At 68.9% G+C, this 24,692-nt stretch carries 24 protein-coding genes and 1 pseudogene; 19 read left to right on the forward strand and 6 right to left on the reverse strand.

The features are described 5' to 3' along the window. The first annotated feature begins 84 nt into the window (after positions 1–84). The 7 genes from NGB36_RS15465 (at position 85) to NGB36_RS15495 (ending at position 9,795) form a co-directional block, all read left to right on the forward strand. Positions 85–930 (forward strand): DegV family protein, encoded by an 846-nt coding sequence (locus NGB36_RS15465; protein ID WP_255920845.1) that lies wholly within the window; start codon positions 85–87, stop codon positions 928–930. Between the two features lie 100 nt (positions 931–1,030). Continuing rightward, positions 1,031–1,870, forward strand: a complete 840-nt coding sequence (locus NGB36_RS15470) for a ComEA family DNA-binding protein (RefSeq protein ID WP_255920846.1) — start codon at positions 1,031–1,033, stop codon at positions 1,868–1,870. Beyond that, entirely contained in the window at positions 1,867–3,801 is a 1,935-nt protein-coding gene (locus NGB36_RS15475; RefSeq protein ID WP_308288859.1) for a ComEC/Rec2 family competence protein, read from the forward strand. Before NGB36_RS15470 ends, NGB36_RS15475 begins: the two co-directional genes overlap by 4 nt. Positions 3,802–4,018: 217 nt before the next feature. Next, on the forward strand, positions 4,019–5,353 hold the full coding sequence (locus tag NGB36_RS15480; RefSeq protein ID WP_255920847.1) for a tyrosine-type recombinase/integrase: 1,335 nt from the start codon (positions 4,019–4,021) through the stop codon (positions 5,351–5,353). Positions 5,354–5,537: 184 nt separating this feature from the next. Further along, positions 5,538–7,247 (forward strand): hypothetical protein, encoded by a 1,710-nt coding sequence (locus NGB36_RS15485; protein WP_255920848.1) that lies wholly within the window; start codon positions 5,538–5,540, stop codon positions 7,245–7,247. Between the two features lie 131 nt (positions 7,248–7,378). Next, on the forward strand, positions 7,379–9,370 hold the full coding sequence (locus NGB36_RS15490) for a hypothetical protein (protein ID WP_255920849.1): 1,992 nt from the start codon (positions 7,379–7,381) through the stop codon (positions 9,368–9,370). Then, positions 9,367–9,795 (forward strand): hypothetical protein, encoded by a 429-nt coding sequence (locus NGB36_RS15495; RefSeq protein WP_255920850.1) that lies wholly within the window; start codon positions 9,367–9,369, stop codon positions 9,793–9,795. The genes NGB36_RS15490 and NGB36_RS15495 overlap by 4 nt, the downstream gene beginning before the upstream one ends. Before the next feature lie 241 nt (positions 9,796–10,036). Here NGB36_RS15495 and NGB36_RS15500 read toward each other — a convergent pair whose 3' ends face one another. Genes NGB36_RS15500 through NGB36_RS15510 form a run of 3 tightly spaced genes read right to left on the reverse strand, consistent with a single transcriptional unit; the run spans position 10,037 to position 12,559 of the window. Beyond that, positions 10,037–10,831: a WbqC family protein gene (locus NGB36_RS15500; RefSeq protein WP_255920851.1), complete on the reverse strand. Its 795-nt coding sequence runs from the start codon at positions 10,829–10,831 to the stop codon at positions 10,037–10,039. Continuing rightward, on the reverse strand, positions 10,773–11,441 hold the full coding sequence (locus tag NGB36_RS15505; protein ID WP_255920852.1) for a YdcF family protein: 669 nt from the start codon (positions 11,439–11,441) through the stop codon (positions 10,773–10,775). The genes NGB36_RS15500 and NGB36_RS15505 overlap by 59 nt, the downstream gene beginning before the upstream one ends. Positions 11,442–11,455: 14 nt before the next feature. Further along, a complete protein-coding gene (locus NGB36_RS15510) occupies positions 11,456–12,559 on the reverse strand; it encodes a hypothetical protein (protein WP_255920853.1) in 1,104 nt (367 codons plus the stop codon). A 152-nt stretch (positions 12,560–12,711) separates the two neighbouring features. Between NGB36_RS15510 and NGB36_RS15515 the strand changes: the two genes are divergently transcribed. The 6 genes from NGB36_RS15515 to NGB36_RS15540 all read left to right on the forward strand — a co-directional run bounded on the left by NGB36_RS15515 (position 12,712) and on the right by NGB36_RS15540 (position 16,449). After that, positions 12,712–13,155, forward strand: coding sequence for a hypothetical protein (locus NGB36_RS15515; RefSeq protein WP_255920854.1), 444 nt, complete (start codon positions 12,712–12,714; stop codon positions 13,153–13,155). 8 nt (positions 13,156–13,163) lie between these two features. Next, the gene (locus NGB36_RS15520; protein ID WP_255920855.1) at positions 13,164–13,574 is read left to right on the forward strand and encodes an ATP-binding protein; all 411 of its coding nucleotides are present in this window, start codon (positions 13,164–13,166) and stop codon (positions 13,572–13,574) included. Then, the gene (locus NGB36_RS15525; protein WP_255920856.1) at positions 13,568–14,056 is read left to right on the forward strand and encodes a hypothetical protein; all 489 of its coding nucleotides are present in this window, start codon (positions 13,568–13,570) and stop codon (positions 14,054–14,056) included. The genes NGB36_RS15520 and NGB36_RS15525 overlap by 7 nt, the downstream gene beginning before the upstream one ends. 51 nt (positions 14,057–14,107) lie before the next feature. Next, positions 14,108–15,229, forward strand: coding sequence for an adenosylhomocysteinase (locus NGB36_RS15530; RefSeq protein WP_255920857.1), 1,122 nt, complete (start codon positions 14,108–14,110; stop codon positions 15,227–15,229). Between the two features lie 5 nt (positions 15,230–15,234). Next, positions 15,235–15,777, forward strand: coding sequence for an NUDIX hydrolase (locus tag NGB36_RS15535; protein WP_255920858.1), 543 nt, complete (start codon positions 15,235–15,237; stop codon positions 15,775–15,777). Positions 15,778–15,858: 81 nt separating this feature from the next. Further along, a complete protein-coding gene (locus NGB36_RS15540; protein ID WP_255920859.1) occupies positions 15,859–16,449 on the forward strand; it encodes a hypothetical protein in 591 nt (196 codons plus the stop codon). Between the two features lie 256 nt (positions 16,450–16,705). Here the strand turns inward: NGB36_RS15540 and NGB36_RS15545 are convergent, their stop codons facing one another. Next, positions 16,706–17,008 (reverse strand): helix-turn-helix domain-containing protein, encoded by a 303-nt coding sequence (locus NGB36_RS15545; RefSeq protein WP_255920860.1) that lies wholly within the window; start codon positions 17,006–17,008, stop codon positions 16,706–16,708. Between the two features lie 29 nt (positions 17,009–17,037). Here NGB36_RS15545 and NGB36_RS15550 point away from each other — a divergent pair, with 29 nt between their 5' ends. The 5 genes and pseudogenes from NGB36_RS15550 to NGB36_RS15570 form a co-directional block, all read left to right on the forward strand. Further along, positions 17,038–18,168, forward strand: a complete 1,131-nt coding sequence (locus NGB36_RS15550; protein ID WP_255920861.1) for a DNA methyltransferase — start codon at positions 17,038–17,040, stop codon at positions 18,166–18,168. A 123-nt stretch (positions 18,169–18,291) separates the two neighbouring features. Beyond that, positions 18,292–19,416: a hypothetical protein gene (locus tag NGB36_RS15555; RefSeq protein ID WP_255920862.1), complete on the forward strand. Its 1,125-nt coding sequence runs from the start codon at positions 18,292–18,294 to the stop codon at positions 19,414–19,416. Positions 19,417–19,458: 42 nt separating this feature from the next. Continuing rightward, positions 19,459–21,681 (forward strand): ATP-binding protein, encoded by a 2,223-nt coding sequence (locus NGB36_RS15560; RefSeq protein ID WP_255920863.1) that lies wholly within the window; start codon positions 19,459–19,461, stop codon positions 21,679–21,681. Between the two features lie 29 nt (positions 21,682–21,710). Further along, a complete protein-coding gene (locus NGB36_RS15565; RefSeq protein WP_255920864.1) occupies positions 21,711–22,043 on the forward strand; it encodes a winged helix-turn-helix transcriptional regulator in 333 nt (110 codons plus the stop codon). Between the two features lie 143 nt (positions 22,044–22,186). Continuing rightward, positions 22,187–22,786 (forward strand): annotated as a pseudogene (locus NGB36_RS15570) (ComEC/Rec2 family competence protein); the annotation flags it as partial. A gap of 47 nt (positions 22,787–22,833) precedes the next feature. On the opposite strand, the gene NGB36_RS15575 reads toward NGB36_RS15570, so the two are convergent. Beyond that, positions 22,834–23,079 carry a hypothetical protein gene (locus NGB36_RS15575; RefSeq protein WP_255920865.1) on the reverse strand — a complete coding sequence of 82 codons (246 nt, stop codon included), beginning with the start codon at positions 23,077–23,079 and terminating at the stop codon, positions 22,834–22,836. Between the two features lie 56 nt (positions 23,080–23,135). Here NGB36_RS15575 and holA point away from each other — a divergent pair, with 56 nt between their 5' ends. After that, the gene (gene holA / locus NGB36_RS15580) at positions 23,136–24,116 is read left to right on the forward strand and encodes a DNA polymerase III subunit delta (RefSeq protein ID WP_255920866.1); all 981 of its coding nucleotides are present in this window, start codon (positions 23,136–23,138) and stop codon (positions 24,114–24,116) included. A 223-nt stretch (positions 24,117–24,339) separates the two neighbouring features. Here the strand turns inward: holA and rpsT are convergent, their stop codons facing one another. After that, positions 24,340–24,606, reverse strand: coding sequence for a 30S ribosomal protein S20 (gene rpsT, locus NGB36_RS15585; RefSeq protein WP_255920867.1), 267 nt, complete (start codon positions 24,604–24,606; stop codon positions 24,340–24,342). Between the last annotated feature and the right edge of the window lie 86 nt (positions 24,607–24,692).

A 24,692-nucleotide genomic window follows, 5' to 3' on the forward strand; every position in this document is an offset into this window, starting at 1 on the left:
CGCCGCTGAACTCGAAGGATTCACACACAGTCATGTCGCGGCCGTACTGTCGCAAGGCACGCACCGGCCGGTAATCTCCGGATCATGTCCGCCCATGTCGCGATCGTCACCGATTCCACGGCCTACCTGCCCCACAACGAGCTGGACCGTCATTCCATCACGGTCGTACCGCTCACGGTGATCCTCGGGGACGAGGCGCTCGAAGAGGGCACCGAGGCGTCCGCGCGCTCGCTGACCGCCGCGTTGCAGCGCCGCAGCACGGTGACGACGTCCCGGCCGGCCCCCGAGCTCTTCGCCGAGGCCTACCGGAAGGCGGCGGACGCCGGGGCCACGGGGATCGTCTCGCTGCACCTGTCGGCCGAGCTGTCCGGCACGTACGAGGCGGCCTGCCTGGCGGCGGAGGCGGCGCCGGTGCCGGTACGGGTGGTCGACACCAGGATGGTCGCGATGGCGCTCGGCTTCCCGGTGCTCGCGGCGGCGGAGGCGGCAGAGTCGGGCGGGAGCGTCGATGAGGTGGTGGCGGCGGCGCAGAAGCAGGCCGCGGACACCAGCGCGTACTTCTATGTCGACACCCTGGACTACCTGCGACGGGGCGGGCGCATCGGCGCGGCCGCGGCGTTGCTCGGCTCCGCACTTGCGGTCAAGCCGCTGCTGCGGCTCGACGGCGGGGGGATCGAGCTCATGGAGAAGGTGCGCACGACGTCCCGCGCGATCGCCCGGCTGGAGGAGGTCGTGGCGGAACGGGCGGGGGAGAGCCGGGTGGACATCGCAGTGCACCATCTGGCGGCTTCGCCCCGGGCGGAGGCTCTCGCGGAGCGGCTGCGGGCCCGGGTGCCGGGACTTGTGGAGCTGTATGTGAGCGAGGTGGGCGCGGTGATCGGCGCGCACACCGGACCCGGGCTGCTCGGCGTCATCGTCTCGGCCCGCTGACCACCCTGCCGGGTGACCGGGTTATCCACAACTGGCCGGTTGTCCACGGAATTCGGGCGGCTTGGGACGGGAACGCCGATGACGCCTACGGTCAGGCCGCATGGGAACGCAAACGTCAACGCCCTCCGCGGTCGCCGAATCCGCACGGCAGCGCGCGGGCGCGCTCTTCGGCCGCCCGCCTGCCCGCAATGATCCTGAGTCGCCGGGCCCGGCGGGCACGAGCCCGGCGGGCACGAGCCCGGCGGGCAGCCCACGGCGGCCGTCGTGGCGGGAGGCGGTCTTCGAACGGCTGCCGCTGTGGGTGCAGTTGCGGTGCGGCCTGGAGCTGAAGACGGTCGCCGCAATCGCGGGGGTCCTCGCGCTGGCGGCGGCCTTCGCCGTGCACCACTTCTGGACGGGACGGCCGCGCGCGATCCAGGTGCCCACCGCATCGCACAGCGCCGTCGCCGAACTCCCGGCGCCCGCACAGGCGTCGGAGTCCGCTGCGCCGTCCGGAAGCGCCTCCCCGGGCGGCGGGGTGGTCGTGGACGTGGCGGGCAAGGTACGGCAGCCAGGAGTACGTCATCTGCCCGCGGGCTCACGCGTCATCGACGCTCTGACGGCGGCGGGCGGAGCCCTCCCAGGTGTCGACACCAGCTCCCTCAACCTCGCGCGCATTCTCGCCGACGGCGAACAGGTCGTCGTCGGCCGGCCCGCGGCGCCGGACGCGGTGGCTCCCGCGAGCGGCGCCGTCGGCGCCGTCGGCACCGGGCCCCTCAGCCTCAACTCCGCGACCGTGGACCAGCTCGATGCCCTCCCGGGTGTCGGCCCCGTCCTCGCACGCCACATCATCGACTACCGCAATCAGCACGGCGGATTCACCTCGGTCAACCAGCTGCGGCAGATCGGCGGCGTCGGCCAGCGCAAGTTCGACGAACTCAAATCCCTGGTACGGCCATGACGGCCGCCGCGCAGTCCTCGCAGACGCCGCACCGGGCCGCCCGCGCCGAGGTGCACCAGGCGTCGGGATCCAGGCTCGGCGACTCCCACCCCCATCAGGAAGGTGCCCCCGATCTGCGGCTCGTACTGCCTGCACTGGCCACCTGGGGCGCCGCCGTGCTGGTGCTGGGCGCCCCCGGCTCACGGGCAGCCCTCGCAACGGCGGCGTGCCTCGCCGCAGCCGTGGCTGTCCTGGCCGCCCGCAGACTGCGGCCGCGCGCCGCAGCGGGCGTCGCGGCAGCGGCGCTGCTGTGCGCGGGCGCGTCGGCGGGCGCCGCCGGGCTGAGCACCGCCGAGCTGCACCGCGGGCCGGTTCCCGCGCTCGCCGCCCGGCAGCGCCACGCCGCCGTCGAGGTGACGCTCACCGGCGACCCGCACGAGACCCGGGCCCGCGTCCGGGGATCGGCGCTCGCCGCACCCTCGGTCGTCGCCGAGGCCGACGCCGTCCGCGTCACCGCCGACGGCGCAACGACGGCGGTCCGCACCCCGGTGCTGGTCATCGCCTCGTCCCGGGCGGGCGCACCCGGCGGCGACGGCGGACAGGATGCATGGCTGCGGCTGTTGCCGTCCACCGGCCTGACGCTGGACGCCCGCCTCGCCCCGCCGGTCCGCCCCGACGACCGCATCGCCGCCGTCGTGTACACCGACGGGCCGCCGCAGATCACCGCCCGGCCCTCACTGGTCCAGCGCATCGCGGGCTCGCTGAGGGCAGGACTGCGCCGCTCCGCCGACGAACTCGGGCCGGACGCCCGGTCGTTGATCCCCGGGTTCGTCGTCGGCGACACCTCGGGCATCCCACCCGAGCTCAACGAGGCCTTCGAGGCGACCGATCTCACCCACCTGCTCGCCGTCTCCGGTTCCAATCTGACGCTCGTCCTCACGCTGCTCATCGGACCGCCTGCGCTCGCCGTACGCGCCGAGCGGCGCGGGCTCGCCGCCCGCCTGGGCCTGCCGCTCCGCCTCACTGCACTGCTCGGCGGGGCGCTGACCATCGGCTTCGTGGTGCTGTGCCGCCCGGACCCGAGCGTGCTGCGGGCCGCCGTCTGCGGGCTGATCACATTGCTGGCGATCGGCACCGGCCGGCGTCGCTCGCTGCTGCCCGCGCTCGCCGCCGCTGTGATCATCCTGATTCTCTACGACCCGTGGCTAGCCCGCTCCTACGGCTTCGTGCTCTCTGTGCTGGCCACGACGGGCCTGCTCACCGTCGGCCCGCGCTGGAGCGAGGCGCTGCAGCGCCGCCGCGTGCCGGCCCACGTGGCCGAGGCGCTGGCCGCCGCGGCCTCCGCGCAGGTGTTCTGCGCGCCCGTCATCGCCGTACTTGCCGCGCACATCAGCCTCGTCGCCGTCCCCTGCAACCTGCTCGCCGAACTCGCGGTGACCCCGGCCACGTTGCTCGGCTTCGGCGCCCTGGTGACCGCTCCGCTGTCGATGACGGTGGCCAGGGGATTCGCCTGGGCCGCGGGCTGGCCCGCCGACTGGGTGGCCGCCGTCGCCCGTACCGGCGGATCCCTGCCGGGTGCTGCGCTCGCCTGGCCGGGCGGCTGGACCGGAGGTGTGCTGCTGGCGGCGGCCACCGCGGCAGCGCTCTTCCTCGCGCGCCGGATCCTGCGCCGCCCTTGGGCGTGCGCGGCGGTCGCGCTGCTGCTCGTGGTCGTCGTGCTGCAGCCGGCTCCGCTCACCCGCATCGTCACCGGCTGGCCACCGCCCGGCTGGCGGCTCGCCGTCTGCGACGTCGGCCAGGGCGATGCGCTGGTGCTGAACTCGGGTGACGGCGACGGCACGGCGGTCGTCATCGACACCGGTCCCGAACCCACCCTTGCCGACCACTGCCTGCGCTCGCTCGGGGTCACCGACATCCCGCTGCTCGTCCTGACCCACTTTTTCTCTCCGTAGTTCATAACTGTCTCAGTCGAGAAGAGAAGGCGGTGGCGAACAGACGAGAGCTGGTGTTATCTCTCATGGTTCACGAAGGGCTCAGGGAGGGATTGTGGATCTGTACTTCGTACGTCCCAGGCTGGCTGAGCGACTGCCGGCAGGGGTGGGTCCGGGCCCAGTGGTTGTCCGACAGCTGTTGGAGCATCGGGCGATCCCGGAGGGAACCCCGGTGTTCTTGGACGAGCAGATGCGACCGGTCGAGCCGGTCAGTTCGTGGTTCCGACGCTTGGCGGTTGAGCGACGCGATCCCGAGACGCTGCGTTGCTACGCGTACATCGTGCGCCGGCTGTGTGCGTTCCTGGCTGAGCGAGGCAGCGATCTGCTGTCGGTGACCGAGGCGGACCTGCTGGCCTACCGGGCCGCACGGACCGAACTGCAGGATGTGCCGGTCGACAACGAGACCTGGCGGCGCGAGGCGAGTGTGCTGAACGCGCTGTTCACGTGGCTGGTCGAGGAAGGCCATCTCCGCCGTCGCCCGTTCCGCATGCACAACCAGTCGAATCCCCTGAACTTGGGGATCAAGCACGAGATGCAGATCCGTCATCTTTCGCTTGAGCAGTATCTGTACTTCCGCGATGTCGGTATGGGCGGGCAGTTGCCCGACGGCGGGGTCGACCATACCTTCCGCGGCTGGGCGCCGCACCGCCACCGGGCCGCCGTCGAGCTCGCCTTGATGACGGGAATGCGCAAGCAGGAGTGGTCGACTCTGCTGCTGCCGGAGCTCACGGAGGGAACACGCCGACCCGGCGATCCGGTCGAGGTGGTCCTGCAGGCCTGCGCGAAGTACAAGAAGCGACGCATCGTCTACGTGCCTCCCGCCGCACTGGAAATGGTCGAGACCTATCTCCTGCTGGAGAGACCAGAGGTCGCGGCCAAGGCTGCGAAGACGCTGGCCCGGCGACACAAGGACCTGTTCGTGGTCACCGAGGTGGACCATGCGCACGGCAGGATCAGTGGCATCCTCGAAGGCAAGCGCCGAACCTTCGCCATCGCCGCGATGCCTCCCCGTCTGCGCCGTCTGGCGGTCCGGGACACCGATGGCGGCCTGGAGCCGCTGGCCGTGTTCATCGGGCACGGTGGGCGGATGCTGGGGCCGTCGTCCTGGGACCGGATCCGGGAGGACGCATGGAGGCGAATGGACGAGCACTCCCACACGAGTGCGGCGCCGATGCTGCCGAAACGCCCATGGCGCTTCCACGACCTGCGGCACACCTTCTGCCTGCAGCTTCTTAAGTACTTGATGCGGCTGGTGGCCGACCGGGAAGCAGCCACACCGTCACTCGGGCTTCCGACCCTGAGCGAGCACATCGCCTTCAACCCTCTCCTGGTCGTTCAACGCAGGATGGGTCACTCCAGCCCCGCCACCACCTATCTCTACCTGCGCTATCTGGAAGACCCCATGAACTACGTCGACGCGGCCTTCGCCCAGTGGGCCGAGCACGACGGCGCCACCTACGCCGAGATCGCGCGCCAGGCCTTTGTCCGGGAAGGAGATGACAATGCCTCGTAGAGGCGAGATGCGTCGCACATGGGTCCAGCCGGATCCTGCCGAACCGGCACCTTCCCGCATCGGACCGCGAATCGTTACAGCGCGGCCGAATACAACTCGCCCGGGAGGAAGGGTAGTTCTCGACCCGACTCAGTTCCGTTGCTTGACGCTGGCATCCGAGCTGGCGGACGAGTGGGTTGGCTACGTGGAGTTCACCCAGGCAAAGCACTCCACTGTCCGTGACTACCGAACGGCGATCACACGTCTGGCCACGTGGGTCGACGAGCATTGCGGCACACCCGAGAAGGTGTCCTTGGGGGCGCCCGAGCCGGACGCGGCAGGTCTGATCCGGGAGTGGAGCCGAGGGCTTCCGTCCGGGTTCAAGCCGGGCTCGATGCGGCCCTCGCTCCTCGGCGAGAACATCCGGACGCTGATCCGGCTCCGGGCCCAGCGCGAGGACGCGCCGCTGACGGATTCCTTGCGGCGGCTCCTGGACGGCCCTATGTGGGTGCCGCTGGGCCGCGCGCAGGAGCTTGACGAGTTCACCCTTCAGGAACGCAACGCGATGGTCAGGGCCGCCTGGACGGACGTCCGGGCACTGGAGGAACGGCTGGCCCGGGGTCGGGCGCTGATCGCGGCGGCCGACGGGCACCCGAAGCAGTTCGGCTACACCGCGGCGAACATGCTGCGGGCCTTGGCCGACGGGCTGATGACGATGCCTGAGATCGGTGCCGCACTGCCGCGCTTCGCCGAGTGGCCGCAGGAACTGATCGACCTGGCCCGGATGCGCGGCACCCCGGTGAAGCCGAACACGGCGGTGTGGCAGTTGCGGTCATCGCTGGCGAGCCTGCTCTACCCGCGCAACGGGGACTATCAGGCCTTCCGGATCCTGCTGATGGCGGCGACCGGTCATACGCCGGAGGAGGTCACCGGCCTGAATGAGGACGACGTGGAGTTCGTCCCCGGCGGGGTGCACTTGACCTTGACCAAGATGAGGGCCAGACGAGTACGCCATCGGATGTTCCGCGACCGGGAAGTGGCCCTCCACACCGCGCACGGCCGAGTCAGCGCGCCAGAGGTCGTGCGACGTCTGCTTGCAGTGACTGAACGTGTCAGAGCTGATTGCGGGCTGGAGCCAGCGCCGCTGTTCGTGTCTGCGTCGGTGCAGGCCCGGGGAGAGGTGAGGTTCCTGCGCTTCCAGACTGGCAACTCCGACGGCCGGTTCGGGCTATGGGTCCAGGAACACGGCCTGGAAGTCTACGGGAAGCTGGATATCCGCCGCTTGCGCAAGACGGTCAAAGTCGAGAAGGCCATCGCACTGGGCGGCCGGGTGTCGGACGTGGCTGACGATCACACGGAGCAGACCTTCTGGGGGCACTACGCGCACGGCACCACCTTGCATCTGATCTCCGGCGACACCATCACCCGAGCACAGCGCACGTGGCTGGACAAGGCACTGACCGGGCCCATGGTCGTCGACCAGCGGGCCGAAGACAAGCTGGAAGTGCCGGAGGCCCTGGACGCTCTCGGATTGACCCGGGAGGAGGCGGAAGAGCTTCGTTCCGGGGCCCTTGACATGGGCGTGACCAGCTGTCGAGACCCGTTCGCCTCGCCCTACAGCCGTCCCGGCGACCTTTGCGCGGTGGCCCCGTTGCGATGCCTGGAGTGCCGCAATGCGTTCATCCTCCCGTCCAACCTCCCGCAGCTGCTTCTGTTCTCCGATTACCTGGACGGACTGCGGCAGCGGCTGACGCCGCGGCATTTCCACGCGCTCTGGGGCCAGAGCGCGGCCAATCTCACAGCTGTTCTCGCCGAGCGGAGCGAGATCGAGATAGCCAACGCCCGCCGTCAGATCGACAGCCAGGCCATGCACCTCCAACTGCCGCTGGCCGCTTACACGGAGTTCGACCAATGAATGAATCCCTCGCAACTGTCCCGCCGCTGCCGAGCTCGGTGTTCGCCGACGACGAGCTCGTACTGCAGTCGCACCCTCTGATCGACGGGGTCGAGGTCCCCCTCTTCGGACGGATGGACATGTGGCCGCTCGTGGCGACCCGCAAGCCGGCCAACGTCGCCGTCTCCGCCTGGTGTGCACCTTTCACCGGCTTGGAGGGTGTTTGGAACCTGAGGGCTCGCGAAGTCGCCATGGTGCTGCTGAATCCCCGCCATCCGGCGGTCCTGGCCGCCGGGATCAATCGGAAGGCCAGACCTGCCTCGGTCAGCACGGTCTTCAACGCGATGTTCTTGCTGAGGCATCTTGCGAGCTGGGCAGCTGGGCGCGGACTGTCAGCGGACCTGGCCGAGTGGCAGGACGACGACGTCCGGGCATGGGTTGACCATCGCCGCGGCGAGTTGAGCGCGAGCGGGTTGGTGGGCTACGTGTCTGCCGCCCGGTTGCTACATCAACTGGGCCCAGTGCTGACCGGCGGCGGTCTCGCCCGCGACCCATGGCGAGGTCAGTCTGCGCGGCAGGTCGTCGACCTCCCCGTCGACAAAACCGTTCGGACACCGAACATCGACCCGCAGGTCTGGCATGCACTGGTGAAGGCAGCTTGGACTTACGTCCATACCTTCGCGCCGGACATCCTGAAGGCGCGTGCGCGGGCCATCGAGCTTGAGCAGGCAGCGATCGCGACCGCTGCGGGGCTCGAAGCCCGGGTCGACCAATACCTCGCTGATCCGGACAACATCATCCCGCTCCACCCTCCGCGCTACCTCGTCTACTGCAATCGGCATCAACCCGGCGAGTTCGGAACAGAGTTGGAAGTGAACTGGTCATTCCTCGGTGTCCTCCTGGGCATCCGCCGCGAGCAACGAGCTCTGACCACGCTCACTGGCTACCGCAGCCACGTTGGCCGGGCTCGGGCCAAGATCCTCCAAGCGGTGCGGGAGGGCCGAGGGCGTCCGGGAGGCCTCGTCGACTCCTACGCGACGGTCACCCGTCCGGACGGCAGTATCGGGCCTTGGCATCCCGGCCTGTCGCCCCGGGGCGTCCGGGAGGAGTGCGTCACCCTGCGCGCAGCCTGCTACGTGATGGTTGCGGCACTGTCGATGATGCGCGACAGCGAGATCCGCGAGATCACCCGAGGCTCGGTCGTCGAGCATTACGGGGCGTCGGCGGTGGCGTCCATGAAGCGCAAGCACGATCCGAACCAGCCGCGCGAGCACTGGTGGATCATCGAACCGGTCGCCGAGGCCATCGCGGTCGCGGAGGCCATCTCCCGACATGTCGACCTGGTCTTCTCCAGCGACGTGGGCGGCGGTGTCAACGGCGAGAGCGTCGACACCGAAGCCGGCTTCAAGAGCGGCCAGATGGTGAGCCGATTCATCGAACGGATCAACGACCGCAGCGAGTTCACCGGCCTGACCATTCCCGAAGGGCACGTGGCGCCGCACATGTTCCGAAAGACGATGGCCATGCTGACCGCCACCGAGCCCAGCGCGGAGATCGCACTCGGCCTCCAGCTCAAGCACGCGGCGACTCGCGCACTGGCCAACCGATCCACCCAGGGATACATGGCCACGGACACAACCTGGGCGAAGCTGCTGGACTCGGCTGTCGACGACATCCGCTTCACCAGGCTGCGGGAGTTCTACGACGACTATCACTCGGGCAAGGCCATCGGCTTCGGCCCAGGCGCTGAACGGATGATGGCCGCCTTTGACACCATCCGCCGAACGGCTCAGGCCCGGCAGGGCGACGCCCGGGTCGAATACGACATCCTTCGCAAGACGCGGATCTCGATCCGGCTGGGCAAGCTCAACCACTGCATGTTCGACGAGAACAGTCCGGCCGGCGCGAAGTGCCTCGAAGAGGCCATCGTCCCCGAGGGGCACCGGGGACCCCTGGTCGACCGATGCCAGCCAGGCCGATGCGCGAATAGCGTCATCGGACGAGAACACCTCCCCATCTGGAAGGCCGAGCAGCACAGTCTCCTGACTCTGCTGGATCAGCCGAAGATCGCCCCATGTCGCAGGGCGGCCCTGCAGAACCAGCTGGAAGACGTGAAAGCCGTGATCCGGAAGGCAGAGTCATGAGTGTTTCAGCGGCCACCGAGAAGGCCCTGCGCGAGGCCATGACACGGCTGGTCGAGGGCCACCCGCGCTTCACCGATGGCGCCCTCACCAAGGAGAACCTCTACCGAGAAGCCCGAGTCAGCCGGGCGACCATGAACCGAGCGACGGCAGTATTGGCGGACTGGGACACCTACGTCTCCGAGCACGGCCGTCGCACCCGAGGCGAATCCCAGCGCGACGCCGAGATCGCCGAGCTGACCAGGAAGCTCAAAGCGAAGACCATGGAGTGCACACAACTTCAGCAGAAGCTCGATGCTGCCGCGACTGTGATCGCCGCCCTTCACCACGACAATGAGGCCCTCCGCGAGCACATTCACAGCCGATCCGACGGGCGGGTTGTCGCCTTCCCCGGCCGGTGGCGAGGCGAGGACCATGAAGTGCGGTGACGCTCGTCCCGGCTCTCCTGGAGACACAGGCAGTGGCATTTTGGTCGGCCGGGCCGACCAAAATGCCAATATTCCCGACACTTGAGCCGTTTGTGTCCCTGCTGGGGCAACAGAACGCCCCTCGGAACTCGCCCCGTCGGCCGCGGGGTCCCCTGCAGGATGGGTACGTTCGGGATTCGTACACGGCTGGGCACGTTCGCCGGTACTTCCCCCTCTCCGAGGAGGGGGGAGGTGGTGTCGCTCAGGCGACGGACCGCAGGTCGCCCAGAAGGGCTGCGGCTCGCATCTGGTCGGCCAGGGGCTTGGGTCCGATGCGCATCAGGAAGTGGACCGCGCTGATCTGGCGCCCGGCCTGCCACGCCCCGGAGGTGGGCGGCCGGAACGGGATCACCTCGATGCCGCGGGTGGTGAACACATCGGTCTCCAGGTATTTTAGGCCGCCGGTCCCACATAGATAGCCACGGGCGCCAGTGGCCTCGGCGAGGTCGGCAAGCCGCCTGGTCCGGCCGGGCCGGGCAGGCAGGCGGCTGCTGCGGAGGATCTTGCCGCTCCACCCGAGGAGGCCGAGCAGCACTCGGGTGGATGCCTCGGCGACCTCCGCGGTCTTGTCCGTCATGGTGAACAGGTCAAGCACGGAGGCGAGTTCGCGGCCGAAAACTGGCCAGTGCCGGCTGGCCTGGTAATAGTGCGGCAGCATCTGGCCCAAGCGCCGCCGCGACCGGGCCAGGTCGGCGATCTGAGCCTCGCGGATGGCCGTCTGGCGGCCATCGGGCAGGTGGGTGGGGATGGTGAGCCACTGGCGCCGCTGCGGGTCGTCCAGGGACGCCAGGCGGGTGCGGTGCTGGTAGTCGCGGCGGGCGAATTGGACGTCGTCCAGGACGATCCAGTAGTCCGCCGCGAACAGCTTGGCCAGCGTCGTCAGCCGTGGAAAGAGGTTGGGCTGGTGGATCGCGCACAGCCCGCCCGCAGGCGGGAGGTCAGGAGTTGATGAGGCGGCTGGTGAAGCCGTCGTGGATGAGAGATTCGTACGCGGCATGAACATCCCCCGGAACGTCTTGCTCGACGGCGAACCCGAGCTTCGGATACTCGATCACTCGCTGCAGGTCGCCGACGAGCATGTCGATGACGAGCTTCTCGTCGCCGATGCTCTTGAGGTAGTCGTCGAACTCCAGCGGCTCCGAGGCGCAGACGACCTCGACCTCGGGCCACAGTTTGCGGGCGGTGGCGAAGGAACGTCGCTCCATATATGGCTTGGAGACCAGCAGCACCGAGGACGGAGCGATCCCGGCGGCGGTCAGCACCTGACGGGAGAAGGTGATGTTCTGCCCAGTGTTTGCGGCCTTGGGCTCCAAGAGGATCGCGGAGTCCGGCACTCCCAGCTCCAGCGCGTGCTCGCGGAAGTGCACGGCCTCCCCGCGGGGGAAGCGGGCAGCGGTGGTGGGGCTGTTGCCGCCGGTGAAGACCAGGGTCGGGAAGAGCCCGGCGCGATACAGCTCGGCGGCGAAGCCGGCCACCCCCAGGTCGTGGCTGCCCAGGCCGATCGCCACATCGCACGGCCGCACATCGTGGTGCATCTGGTGGTAGTCCCAGATCAGCATCGCCCGCTGCTGCTCGTCATCGGTGATGGCCCGCTGGTTGTCCGTCACTCGCTTCTCCCTGGTCACCGTCGCCGGGGGCCGGTCGCCCCCTCGCTCGTGTTCCGGATGCCCTCGATGCTGCGGAGTTGGTGGCTGAGCCCGTACTGGGCGGCCCTCTTCGCGGCCTGGTCGAGTACCTGCAGTCCATCATCCCGGGTGGCCGGGTCGGACAGCAGGATGTGACCGTGGGCGGTGTCCAGACGCACGCGCTGCATCGGTGAGTCGGTCGTCGCGGTGCTGCGGGCGATGTCGATGAAGTGCAGGGCTTTGGTCAGGTCGCCGACGCCCCGGTGGGCGAGGGCGAGCTTCTGGTGGGCGACCGACCAGTCGTCGGGCTCGGACAGGTCTTCGAATTCGCGAGTCGCCGCCAGCATGACGCGGGCTGCATAGTCGTGGTTGCCGTCCTTGCTCAGCGCGGTGCCCACCCACAGCCGGGCCCTCGCGCGGTCGCGGCGGGAGAGCCGGTCGTCCACGGCGAGGGTTTCGTAGTGGCGGGCCGCAGTCTCCAGCTTGCCGGACATCTCGGCGACCACCGCCAGCGACAGGTCGAGCTGGGCGACGCGGCGGGGGATGTCGAGCTGGGTGAAGACCGAGCGGGCGCCGACATACGAGTGCTGGGCCGAGATCGGCCCGATCACGGAGCCCTGGTCACGCTGCAGGTCACCGAGGAGGGCAGTGGATCGGGCGAATAGATACAGGCCCTGCTCGTCCAGCTCCGGTGGCTTGAAGCGGGTCAGCCACCGGTTCAGCAGGTTGTCGGCGAAGGCGAAGTTCTGGCGGGAGAGGGCGACCACCGCGCGGTCGAGGTCGTCGGTCCACGACTCGTACTCCCATGCCCGCGGCCCGGTTGCGGTGACGCGCTGCCCCGGCCGGACAGCGGGTCGCCCGGCCTCCGACAGCAGGGTCTCGAACCGCAGATGCACCGCGGCGTCCGCGCGGGCGAGCGCGGTGTCCAAGATGGCCTGGGTGTCGGGGCGGGGCTCGGTGGCGGCGAGGAGTTTTTCCCACTTGGAGACGGTGCCGACGGCGACGCCGAGCTCGTCAAGGGCGAACGTGCGGACGCTCAACCGCAGGGCGAGTCGCAGTGCCCGGGCCTCCAGGCCGGTCCAGTGGTGCACGGTCGCCACGCGTCGCTCCCTTCCATCCGTCATGGAAGCACGGCGCCTGCGGGCGGGGGGATGGAAGTGCAACGCAAGTGCAACAGCCGGTGATTCTCTGTCGGTAGGTACACCGCCAGGCTCGAAGCATCACTACCCCGAGTCCTGGACGGTTGAACAGCATGGAACCCCTCACGGAGCACCGCCCGGTCAACGGCCCCGTCGTTTATGGCTATCTGCGGCTGGTGAAGGTCTCGCCAGCCCGGGAGATCGCCCTGGCCGCCTCGCTGGCCGAGTACTGCCGCAAGCACGAACTGGTGCTGTCCGGCATCTTCACCGAACGCCACGCGGGGGCCGGGCCGATGTCGCCGGCGTTCACCGGGCTGCTGGACGTGCTCGCGCTGCCCGACGCCTACGGCGTCGTGCTGCCCGCCACCTCCCACCTGGGCCCGAAGCCGATAGCGGCCGAGCGGCGAAGGCGGATCGAGGCGGCCGGGGCCCGGTTGCTGCTCGTCCGCGGCGGACGCAAGCCCCGACCGGCCGCCCATGGGACTTCCAGCCCGCCCAGCGGACGGTCCCGCCGCCGCAGCCAGGCGCCCGCCCCTGCCCTGGACGCCGAGACGTGAGGCTCGCCATGCGCGATTCGACGCAGCGATTCTTCGACGCCACCCCCGAATCGGTCGCCCTCGCCCGCGACTTCACCACTAACGCCCTGGCCGCCTGGGGACTGACCCGAGCCGCCGACGATGTCCGGCTGTGTGTCTCGGAGCTGGCCTCCAACGCTCTCGTCCACGGCACCGTCCCCGGCTACGGCTTCCTGGTCCGTCTGGTAGTCGACGACGACTTCGTCCGCCTGGAAGTACACGACAGCCGCGACCACCGGCCCCAGCTGCGGCACCCGGCCGACACCGACACCTGCGGCCGGGGGCTGATGATCGTCGAGGAGCTCTCGGACGGCTGGGGCGTCGAGGGCCGCGAGCCGTCGGGGAAGGTCGTCTGGTCGCGGTTCAAGGCCGCCTCCGCAGACCGGGGGGCTTCATGCTGACCCACCGCCCCGCACAGGCCACTGCCTCCGCCACCGGTCCGGGACTGGGACTGCTGGCCGCCCTGGGCGCCTGGACCTGGGCGGGCACCGACCCGGCCGGGCAGGGCATCGCGCACATCTTGCTTGCCCATCCGCCCGGTCGCACCGGTCACGACACCCCGCAGGCCATCGAGGCCCGCATGCGGCACATCGCCGGCTGCCTCGGCGGCCTGGCCGACCCGCTAGACGCCGTCCCTGACCTCGGCGAGCGTCTGCAGGTCGCGGGCTGCTGGGTGCTGCTGCGGTTCCCCGGCGCTCGCTACGGGATGCGACTGCCGAGCCACCCCCGCTGGACCGACCTGGTCACCAGTCGCCGCCAGGCCGTCCTCCTCGTCGGCCTGAACCCGCTGACACGCTCCGCCGACGCCACACGCGTCGACGCCTACCTGGACTCCGTACTTGCCGCCGACCGGCTGCTGTTCGGCCTGGTCCGCACCGCCTGAAACCCAGCCTTCCCCTGCACGGTCCGCGCTGACGGATGAGAGGGAACTGCCATGGAATCCTTCGAACGCGCCCGGCTGGACGCCTACTTCGCCAAGATCACCGCCCAGTTCACCCCCGATGAGCAGGTGACATCCTTCCTGGTCACGCACCTGCTGCCGGAGCGGCCTGCTTTCGTCCGCGCGGTCGGCACTCTCACCCGGCTGCGAGCGGTGTTGCCCAAACCGAAATCGATCAACACCGCTGCCCGGCGAGAGGTTGAGAAGACCATCCCGGTCGACGAGCTCTCCCGCGAGTTGTTCAGCGACCCTGATACCTCGCTGGACTACATCGAGTCCCGGGCTGCCGCCGAGCCGATCGTGCTGCTGGACGTCGGTGGCTACTTCGCACCCGTCCTGGCCGATCTGCACGGACGCTTCTCCGGCCGCCTCCTTGGCGTGGTCGAGGACACCGAGAACGGCCACCGCCGCTATGCCGACCTCGACAAGCTGCCCTGCCCGGTGACCTCGGTCGCCCGCTCGCCGCTGAAGGACCCCGAGGACTTCCTCGTCGGCCAGTCCGTGGTCTTCTCCACCGAGGCCGTCATGCGCGGCCGCGGTGACATCCTCCACGGCCGCCCCGCCCTGGTGATCGGCTTCGGCAAGCTCGGCTCCTCCATCGCCCGGCTGCTGCACGCCAAGGGCGTCCAGGTCACCGTCTTCGACATCGACCCCGTCCGCCGCACCCAGGCCCTCTCCCAAGGCTTCACCGTCGCGCGTGACCGCGAGAGCGCGCTCACCGGGGCCGGGCTGGTGCTCTGCGCGACCGGCGCGATCGCCCTGCGGGGCGAGGACTTCCCCCACCTGCGCAACGGCGCCTACGTCGCCACCGTCACCTCCAGCGAGGACGAACTGGAACTGAACGGACTCCCGGAGGTCTACACCCGCACGATGGTCGGCGAGCACGTCACCCGCTACCAGACCACCGGCCACTACTTCTACCTGGCCAACGGCGGAAACGCCGTCAACTTCCTGCACGGCGCCAGCGTCGGGCCATTCATCTTCCTGATCCAAGCCGAAATACTCGCCTCGATCAGGATGCTCACCCGCGGCGACCTCGCCCCCGGCATGCACAAGGTCCCCGCGGCCGACCGAGCCGCCATCGCGGCAACCTGGCTCAACTACTTCAACAGGTGATCGACTTGGCCATCACGGCAGACCACATCCGCACAACCCTCGGCGACTACCTCGACGAGCACCCGGAGGAGAAGGACAGCCTCGCCCCGGTCGTCGAGCTGCTGGACGCCGGAGCCGACCTCACCAGCCGCAAGGAGTTCCGCGGCCACGCGACCGCCGGCGCGATCCTCGCCGGTCCGGACGGACGCATCCTGCACATCCACCACCTCGCCCTGGACAAGTGGCTCCTGCCCGGCGGGCACCTCGAACCCCAGGACGAGACCCTGCTGGACGCCGCCCGGCGCGAGCTGACCGAGGAGACCGGCATCCCCACCGAGACCGTCACCCCTATCAGTGATCGTCCCGTCCACATCGACGTTCACCCCATCCCCGCCAACGACGCCAAGGGCGAACCGGACCACCAGCACGTCGACTTCCGGTTCCTCTTCCGCACCACTGCCGACGTCCGCCAGCTGCAGACCGAAGAGGTCACCGACGCCGCATGGCGGGATGTCGACACCCTCGGCGACGACCGCCTCCGGCACCGCGTTGCCCAGGCACTTCGCTGACGTTCGAGCCGGCCGCCCCTGCGCTGCCCCGAGCGCGCAGGGGCGGCCTCCCATGTCAGAGTCCCGCGCGAACATGGGCCCATGACTGACAGCCTCGCGTTGCATCCCCTGCAGATCCCGGACTGTCTCCACTCGGTCGGCCCCGGATGGCAGCCCCTGTTGATGCGGCTGCACAAGCAGCTGAAGGCCCTGGCCAGCGACTACCGCGTCGAAGACGTCAAGGAGAAGTTCGGCGGCCTGCGCGTCCGCGTTGCCGACCGCTTCGACGCCGACGGCGAGTTCGACGGCGACTGGGCCGATGCGTCCAGTCCGCTGATCCGCGCGGCAGAGGCCATGTCCCAGACGATCTGCGAATTCTGCGGAGCCCAAGGCCAGCCCCGATCACGCGGAGACCGAGACGGCGGGTGGATCAAAACCGTCTGCGAACGGTGTCACCCGATCCGCCGGCCTGGAGCCATCCCAGCGACCTTTTCCCCGGAGGAGCAGTGCGCCATCGCTGACCACGCCGACGAGCTCGGCCTATCCGTCATCCAGTACATTCGCCAGACAGCAGCGAGCAAGGCGACGCAGTGGCAACGCGAACGCGACGGCCTCCACGAGATCGCAGAACGGCGCGGGACGACCGTCGAGGAGATGCTGCAGCGCGGCTTCCTCATCGACGACACACCCTGACCACGGCGACCCCGCCATCGCCGCAGGGACCGAAGGGACTCACTACCCGAATCACGGCGACGCACCGCGCTCGCCGCCTGCCCGCCGGGCCTACACTGAACGGCGAAAGCCCCGGTGGACCGCTGACCTCCGTCGTCATGTCGCCGGGGCCAAGCCATGTCCGGCCCGTGCCTGGCCATCGCACACGGCCTCGCGAACGCACCGGCACTGACAACACGCCCCGGAAGAAGCGGATGCCGCAGTTAGCAGGGGTAGATCAGCTGGCGGCGTCGGCGTTAGGGTCACGAGCCACAAGAAGGTCACCAGGGGCGGAGTGGCGCGCGTGGGAGTACAGCTCGTCGAGCGACAGACCCAGCTCGGTGGCCAGGGCGGCGACGGTAAAGAACTCCGGTGTCGTCGTGCGGCCCTTCTCGATACTCCGCACGGTCTCGACGGAGATCCCCGCGCTGCGGGCGACGGCCTCGGCCGAGCGTCCGGAAGCGCGACGGGCCTGCGTCAGGCGGGAGGCAAGCCGTTGCCCGCGGTGCTGGGCGGCGGGATCGAGGCTCCTACGCGACATGGGTGTAAGTATACCTGTATAGTTACACCATGACGGTGATCGCGGCGGCTCCTTCCCCTAGCTGGCCTGAAGATGCACTGCGGCTCAACGCCGTCTGCCCGTACTACACGATGTTCCCGCTGGACTTCCCGCTCCAGCAGCTCGCCGCCCATCCCGAGGCCACCCGGGTGCTGGACCCGTTCTGCGGCCGGGGAACCACTCTGTACGCGGCCCGCCTGGCCGGGCTGCCGTCGGTGGGCATCGACATCAACCCGGTTGCCGCTGCTATCGCGCAGGCCAAGCTCATCCAGGCCACGCCGGGTGCTGTGGTCCGTCTCGCCCGGCAGATCCTTGACGGCGGCCCGCGCGGTGAGGCCCCCGAGGGCGAGTTCTGGCAGTGGTGCTTCGAGCGCGAGACGCTACGCGAGCTGGTGACACTGCGCGAGGCCCTGCTGGAGATGACCACGCCGACAGCGGCGATGCTGCGGGCGGTCCTGCTGGGCATCCTGCACGGCCCGCGCAACAAGAACCTTCCGTCGTACCTCTCCAACCAGATGCCGCGTACCTACGCTTCCAAGCCCGCGTACGCGGTGAAGTTCTGGGCCAAGCGCGACATGAAGCCGGTGCGCATCCCGGCCCTGGAGGTCATCGAGCGGCGGGCCAACCGTCTGCTGGATGCGTCCCCGCTAGCCCACGGCGGGAAGGTCTACCTGGGCGACTCCGTTGAGACCCTCGACGCCCTGCGGCAGCGCTTCGACCTGGTGGTCACCTCCCCGCCGTACTACGGGATGCGCACCTACGTGGCCGACCAGTGGCTGCGCTCATGGTTCCTCGGCGGGCCGGCGGAGGTCCCCTATGGCACGCACGGGCAGATCGCCCGCCAGCCGAACCAGGAGGCGTTCATCCAGGCCCTTGCCGAGGTATGGGCCGCCGCAGCCCGCCGTTGCAACCAGGGCGCCCGGCTCGCGATCCGCTTCGGCGCCCTTCCCTCGGCCCGCACCGCCCCGGAGAAGATGCTGCTGGCCTCCGTCAAGGAGGCGAAGGCCGGGTGGGTCGTCAAGGAAGTCCGGCAGGCCGGCATTCCACCCAAGCGCACGCGGCAGGCCGAGCAGTTCGGCAAGGCGGGCTCTGCCATCGACGAGATTGACCTCATCGCCGAACTGATCGGACTGCCCCGCTGAGCGGGTAACCCGGTTACTTCCCACAACTCCGTAACGGATCGTCAGTGCCTCGTGCCATGCTGTGGGGGCCATACGAGTGAACCACTCGCCTGTGACAGTCAGAGCGTGGTGTTGGGGAGAAGCATGTTCGACGCGGACCAGATCAAGCAGCTCAAGCAACTGATCGGCGACCAGGTCGAAGCCGGCCGCGCGGAGCTGGACAAGCTGATCGAGCAGGCCCGCGTTATCGGCACCGGAGTGAAGGTCATCAAGCCGCGTGCGGCCACGTCGGTCGCGCTGATGGCCTCCGACGGCGGCAACAACAAGGTCGCCTTCAACCCCTTCTATCTCCAGGTCGTCCGCGTCGTGGACTCCAGTGGCAAGGAGCTGTGCCTGGAGGTCGTCTCCCCGATCTCCGACATCGAGGACCTGGGGCGGCGCCAGTTCGACGAAGACGGCAATCCGCGTACCGCCCTGGGCAAGTTGATGAAGGGCCTGGGGGTGGAGAGGCTCAAGGATCTGTCGCCGATGTTGTCCGGCGACTCGCCCAGCTGGGTGCTCGTCTTCCGCGACCTGTGTGAGTGGGCCACGCTCTACGACCTGATCTGCCACCGCGACTACGCGGTCGACACCCTCATCGTCCGTGACGGCTTGCTTCGCAGCAAGATCTTCTCCGGTGATCTGTTCGTGAAGATGGGGGAGCAGATCTACGAGGCCATCGAGCGGACCTGGCGCCGTGACCGACGCAAGGTGTGGCTGGTGGGACTCGCGAAGCGCACCCAGGTGCTGGAGTACTACCGGCTGGCGATCTCCCTGTCCGGTGTCTTCGATAACGGCGCCGCCTGCTTCGCCAAGGTGCCCTACGCCATGCTCGACCACGTCTACAAGTGGGAGGAGTACATCCGCGGCGTCGATGACACCACCTCCGGCGAGGACCCGAAGTTCAACTTCGGCTCGATGTACTTCGTCCGCTTCGGCCCCTACTCCGGCGACCCCATCTGGAGCGTGGACCTGATGTCCCGCCAGGACAAGGAGGCCCAGGCCATCTTCGGTTACCTGCAGGCCGACGCCGTCGCGGGCTTCCCTATCCCGCTCTACCCCAACTGCATCCAGCAGGCCGACAGCTTCTCCCGCGTCGCCGACCTGGACCTGGACATCATCGAAGACCATCTCGTCGACGCCGTCCGCGACCAGGTCGGCGAGGACAAGGCCCCGGTCATCGATGCCCTGCGGCTGGCCTCTGATGTCGCTGCCCGCCGCTACGAGTAACGCACCCTGCCCGTCCCGAATCCCGCGGAGTCACGAACCACCATGAGCCTGTTCGAGCGCGACAAAATTGTCGGAACCTTCCGCGGCTTCGCAGAAAGCGGCATGGAGTTCCACGCTGACCTCGTCCTGCCGCACCACGACGACTTCCAGAGCATGGCCATGCACGGCCAGTTCGTCCTTGTGCAGCTCGAACACGAGCGGGAGGCCATCCTCGGACGGATCACCACCATTTCCTCCCAGGGGCGCCTCGTCTCTCCCATCGGAGAGGACTACGCCACCCGCGCGGTGCGCGACCAGCGCCCCATCCCCGACGAACTGCGCGAGCGCTACCTGAAGTACAAGGTCGACATCCGCATACTCGGCGTGCTCCGCCAGGAAGGCGACAAGCACATCTTCGTCCCCAGCCACCGCCGTCTTCCGCACGTCGGGGCTCAGGTCGCATTGCTGGGCGACGACTTGCTCGCCGAGGTTGTCAACGCCAACGACACCGACGACGGCGCGGTCCCCATCGGCTACCTCGCCTTCGGTGAGTTCGTCTATGCCGGCAACGACAAGCGCGTAGGCGACACCTCGTGGATGCAGATCCAGCAGCCCGCGATCATGCCGACCTTCCAGATCGGCAAGCTCGTGGCACGCCGCAGCTTCGTCTTCGCCCGCGCCGGCTTCGGCAAGTCCAACCTCGTCAAGCTGCTCTTCTCCGCCCTGTACGAAGACCAGCCGACGGTTCCGCGGCGCAACGGCGAAGCCCCGGTCGGCACGATCATCTTCGACCCCGACGGCGAATACTTCTGGCCCGACTTCAAAGGCCGCCCCGCCCTGTGCGACGTGCCGCACCTGCGCGACAAACTGGTCGTCTTCACCAACCGCAAGGGCCCCAGCGACTTCTACCAGTCCTTCGTCGTCAACGGCGTCAAGATGAACATCAAGGAACTGCAGGCGTCCCGCGTGCTGGGCATCGCCCTGCCGCCGGAGAAGCAGGACCAGCAGAACGTCGTCAAGCTCAAGTCCCTCGACGGCCCCAAGTGGAGCCGGCTCGTCGACCTCATCCACCGTGAGAAGTACGGCGCAGACCGTGCCCAGGTCCAGGAGATCCTCAACCTCGATTCCGGCCAGGAGGCGGAGACCAACGCGGCGATCGGCAACATGACCCGCGTCGTCAACGCCCTGCACGACCCCGACAGCCAGCTGTTGAGCGCACTGAAAGACTGTCTGGCCCAGGGCAAACTGTGCGTCGTCGACATCTCTCAGATGCGCGGCTCACAGGGACTCCAGCTCGCCGGCGTCATCCTCGGCGACATCTTCGAGCACAACCAGAACCAGTTCACCGAGGCCGAACCGAAGTCGATCCCCACCATCGCCGTCATCGAAGAAGCCCAGTCCGTCCTCGGCGGCTCCTCCCAGAGCGAAGACGGCCCGTTCGTCTCCTGGGTCAAGGAAGGCCGCAAGTACGACCTCGGTGCCCTGCTGATCACCCAGCAGCCCGGCAGCCTCCCCCAGGAACTCCTCAGCCAGGGCGACAACTTCTTCGTCTTCCACCTTCTCTCGCAGGGCGACCTCATCTCCCTGAAGAAGGCCAACGCACACTTCTCCGAAGACCTGCTCGCGACCCTGCTCAACGAGCCGCTCGTCGGCAACGGCATCTACTGGTCGAGTGCCCCCGGCACCGACCGCCACTCGCGCCCCTACCCCGTCTCCGTCCGTGTCCTCAGTTTCGAGGACTCCTACGCGATGGCAGATCCCGGCTACAACACCCCGGCGCCCAAGAGCTTTGCCTCCCAGTCCCGTGCCTCCGTCGAGAAGCGACGCACGGAAGCGCGGGCTGCTTCTGCCAGCCTCGCCGCAAACCACCCTCAAGGCAGTACCGGGAACACCGGCGGAGACGACTTCGCGGTGGACGACAGCGCGATCGCGATCGTCCACCTGCGAGACAGCAAGCCCGAGTTCCACAAACTGATCAACAGCGCCCGCGGCATCAAGTGGGGACACATCGCCCACATGCTGGCCGAGAAGGCACCCGAATACGCCAAGCGGTCCGGATCCGACTTCGACTGGGGCAGGAGCCTGGTCAAGCAGGCACTGGATGAGTTGTACCCAGGACAGTGGATCACGGAAGCCCGTGAGGATGAGAAGAAGCCGGGCAATTTCCCCAAATACATCATGCTCAAGGAGCACGCTCCGACGAAGGAACCGACACCGGACATGGACGCGCCGCAGAGCGACGCGCTGTTCGATGCCGAGCAGAGTGAGGAGGAACCCCCCTTCTAAGCTCGTTCCACTGTCGAGGAAGGAGGGTCATGACCGCCAGCAACCGCAGCACCCCTCTGACTCGGGCCGAGAACGACCTTCTCCAAGCCCTCTCAGTCCGGTGGGCGATGCACATCCTGCTCGCTCTCCGCGCTTTCGGTGATTCTGGGCGATTCAGCGAGATCCAGGAACGCGTCCCCGGGATCTCGAACCGTGTGCTCTCCGGGCGCCTTGCCGACCTGGAGAGCAACGGGCTGGTATCCCGCGATGTGGCGGCAACCCGGCCGGTCACCATCATCTACCGGCTCACCGGCCATGGTCAGCAAGTAGCCGGTGTCCTGACCCGTCTGCGCGAGGTAGCCGAGAGTTCACTCGACACGTGATGTACGTCACTCGCTGGGAGTGCCTTGATGTCTCACCGAGGCTGCCGAGATGCATGCCTCGTGCAACCTTGCCGTCGTGCAACATCGAGGGCTGAGCTTGCACTGCATGTCTCATGAGACATGCGAATTGTGGAGAACGCCTGCACGCCGACCACGTCTCGGGGCTTCCGGCGGTTCTCGCGGGGCGTACGGTGGGCGCGATCGAGACCACCACGCTCGACGCGCCGCCGGCCGAAGCCGCCACGGTGCTCCGGCGTGCCGCCGCAGCCCACATCCCCCTGCTGCGCGCCTCGGCGGGAGAGCACCGCACGCTGGGCGGCCTCGACTGGCAGGTGCTCTGGCCGCCTCCCGTTCCGTCCGCCCTGCCCGACCAGGGCCCCAATGACGCCAGCGTGGCGATGCTGGTGCACACCGCCGGCCTCAGCTTCATGCTGCTCGGCGACCTCGAACCCCCCGCCCAGCGGGAGCTGTTGACCGAAGTGCCCGATCTGCCGCGCGTCGACGTCCTCAAGGTGGCGCACCATGGGTCGTCCTACCAGGACCCGGAGCTGCTGCGCCTCCTCCACCCCCGCCTGGCCATCGTCTCGGTGGGCAAGGACAACCCGTACGGCCACCCGTCGCCCCGCACGATCGACGCGCTCCGGGCGGCCGGTGCCACCGTGCTGCGTACGGACGACGACGGTTCCATCGCCGTCACCGGAAGCGGTCCGGACGACCTGAGGGCCGTCACGCAGAAGGGATGAGTCTCATGCCCGCCCGCCTCATGCCCGCCCGCCCTACGACCGCTGGGCTACTCCTCCTCGAGCCAGCCGTCGTACTCGGCCGCGAACTCGTCGAGCTTTTGCGGGGAGAGTCCGTCGGACGGATCCTCGATCACGACGAGCCACTGGGCGTCCTCCGCGTCGTCCTCGCCCGCGAGCTCGTCGCGGACGATGCGTGGCTCCGCGCTGAGGGAGAAGCGCTCCATCGCGTCTTCGGCCGCCTCCTCCGCCGCATCGCGTTCGGGCAGCACAAGCACATGTCGTCCATCGCTCACCAGCACATTCTCCACGACGCCCGAAGTGTCAGTGGCGCGTGGGATGCTTGGGCGCGATGGCCAAGAAGACTTCCGACGACCCGCTCGCCCCCGTCACGATCGCCGTGGGCCAGGAGGGCCTGCTGCTCGACCGCGCCGTGGCCGACGTGGTGGCCGCCGCGCGCGCCGCCGACGCCGACACCGACGTGCGCGAGCTGACCCCCGACGCGCTGGCACCCGGCACCCTCGCCGAGCTGGTGAGCCCTTCGCTCTTCAGCGAGCGGAAGGTCGTCGTGGTACGCGACGCCCAGGACCTGTCCGCCGACACGGTCAAGGACGTCAGGGCCTACCTCGCCGCGCCCGTCGAGGAGATCACCCTGGTGCTGCTGCACGCCGGCGGGGCCAAGGGCAAGGCCCTGCTCGACGCCGCCCGCAAGTCCGGGGCCCGCGAGGTGGCGTGCCCGAAGATGACCAAGCCGGCCGACCGGCTGGCCTTCGTACGGGCCGAGTTCCGCAGCGCGGGCCGCTCCGCGACCCAGGAGGCGTGCCAGGCGCTCGTCGACGCGATCGGCAGCGATCTGCGGGAGCTCGCCTCCGCCTGCGCTCAGCTCGCCGCCGATGTGGACGGCACGATCGACGAGGCGGTCGTCGCGCGGTACTACACCGGCCGCGCCGAGGCGACGGGCTTCGAGGTCGCCGACCTCGCCGTCACCGGCCGCGCCGCCGAGGCGCTGGAACGGCTGCGGTGGGCGCTCGCCGTCGGCCAGCCGCTCCCCGGCATCACGTTCGCCCTCGCCTCCGGCGTGCGCGCCATCGGCAGGCTCGCCACCGCACCGCGCGGCGCGCGCTCCGGCGACCTGGCGCGCGAGCTCGGCATGCCGCCGTGGAAGATCGACCGGGTGCGCCAGCAGATGCGCGGCTGGACGGGTGACGGGGTCGCCGTGGCGTTGCGGGCGGTCGCGGAGGCGGACGCGGCAGTCAAGGGCGCGGGGGACGATCCCGCGTACGCGCTGGAGAAGGCCGTGGTCACCATCGCCCGCGCTGCCCGCTCTCGTTAGCAACACGTTCCCGTCGGCGGGCCGCTCCCGCCGGCGGAGGTGCCCGGACATGCCGATGGCCCGGACACCGTCGGGGGAGAACGGTGGCCGGGCCATCGGCTGAAGCTGTGCGCCGCACCCGCGTGGCGAACGCAGGCCGCGTGCGGCGCCGGGTCGGAAGTGGTACCGGTTCGGGGCGGTGTGAGAGGGGCCGCCTGGTCCTCACCGGCGTGAGGCACGCGCCTCAGCCCTTGACGGACGCGACCTTCGCAGCCAGGGCCGACTTCTTGTTGGCGGCCTGGTTCTTGTGGATGACGCCCTTGCTCACGGCCTTGTCGAGCTTGCGGGAGGCGGCGCGCGCGGCCACGGTGGCCTTCTCGACGTCGCCGGCCTCGACGGCCTCGCGCGTACGGCGGATGGCGGTCTTCAGCTCGGACTTGACGGCCTTGTTGCGCAGGCGCGCCTTCTCGTTGGTCTTGTTCCGCTTGATCTGGGACTTGATGTTCGCCACGTAAAGAGCCTTTGCAGCTTCGTCGGATGTTTGTCGGATGTCGTTGTGTGCCCCGGGTGAGAGGGCCACGAGGCACAGCAAACCAG

The organism is Streptomyces humicola, from assembly GCF_024436035.1.
Taxonomy (GTDB): Bacteria; Actinomycetota; Actinomycetes; order Streptomycetales; family Streptomycetaceae; genus Streptantibioticus_B; species Streptantibioticus_B humicola.

Coding starts and splice junctions, on each gene's coding strand:
- NGB36_RS15465 (WP_255920845.1), top strand. CDS start 85: ATGTCCGCCCATGTCGCGATCGTCACCGATTCCACGGCCTACCTGCCC.
- NGB36_RS15470 (WP_255920846.1), top strand. CDS start 1,031: ATGGGAACGCAAACGTCAACGCCCTCCGCGGTCGCCGAATCCGCACGG.
- NGB36_RS15475 (WP_308288859.1), top strand. CDS start 1,867: ATGACGGCCGCCGCGCAGTCCTCGCAGACGCCGCACCGGGCCGCCCGC.
- NGB36_RS15495 (WP_255920850.1), top strand. CDS start 9,367: ATGAGTGTTTCAGCGGCCACCGAGAAGGCCCTGCGCGAGGCCATGACA.
- NGB36_RS15500 (WP_255920851.1), bottom strand. CDS start 10,831: ATGCCGCGTACGAATCTCTCATCCACGACGGCTTCACCAGCCGCCTCA.
- NGB36_RS15515 (WP_255920854.1), top strand. CDS start 12,712: ATGGAACCCCTCACGGAGCACCGCCCGGTCAACGGCCCCGTCGTTTAT.
- NGB36_RS15520 (WP_255920855.1), top strand. CDS start 13,164: ATGCGCGATTCGACGCAGCGATTCTTCGACGCCACCCCCGAATCGGTC.
- NGB36_RS15525 (WP_255920856.1), top strand. CDS start 13,568: ATGCTGACCCACCGCCCCGCACAGGCCACTGCCTCCGCCACCGGTCCG.
- NGB36_RS15530 (WP_255920857.1), top strand. CDS start 14,108: ATGGAATCCTTCGAACGCGCCCGGCTGGACGCCTACTTCGCCAAGATC.
- NGB36_RS15540 (WP_255920859.1), top strand. CDS start 15,859: ATGACTGACAGCCTCGCGTTGCATCCCCTGCAGATCCCGGACTGTCTC.
- NGB36_RS15545 (WP_255920860.1), bottom strand. CDS start 17,008: ATGTCGCGTAGGAGCCTCGATCCCGCCGCCCAGCACCGCGGGCAACGG.
- NGB36_RS15550 (WP_255920861.1), top strand. CDS start 17,038: ATGACGGTGATCGCGGCGGCTCCTTCCCCTAGCTGGCCTGAAGATGCA.
- NGB36_RS15555 (WP_255920862.1), top strand. CDS start 18,292: ATGTTCGACGCGGACCAGATCAAGCAGCTCAAGCAACTGATCGGCGAC.
- NGB36_RS15560 (WP_255920863.1), top strand. CDS start 19,459: ATGAGCCTGTTCGAGCGCGACAAAATTGTCGGAACCTTCCGCGGCTTC.
- NGB36_RS15565 (WP_255920864.1), top strand. CDS start 21,711: ATGACCGCCAGCAACCGCAGCACCCCTCTGACTCGGGCCGAGAACGAC.
- holA (WP_255920866.1), top strand. CDS start 23,136: ATGGCCAAGAAGACTTCCGACGACCCGCTCGCCCCCGTCACGATCGCC.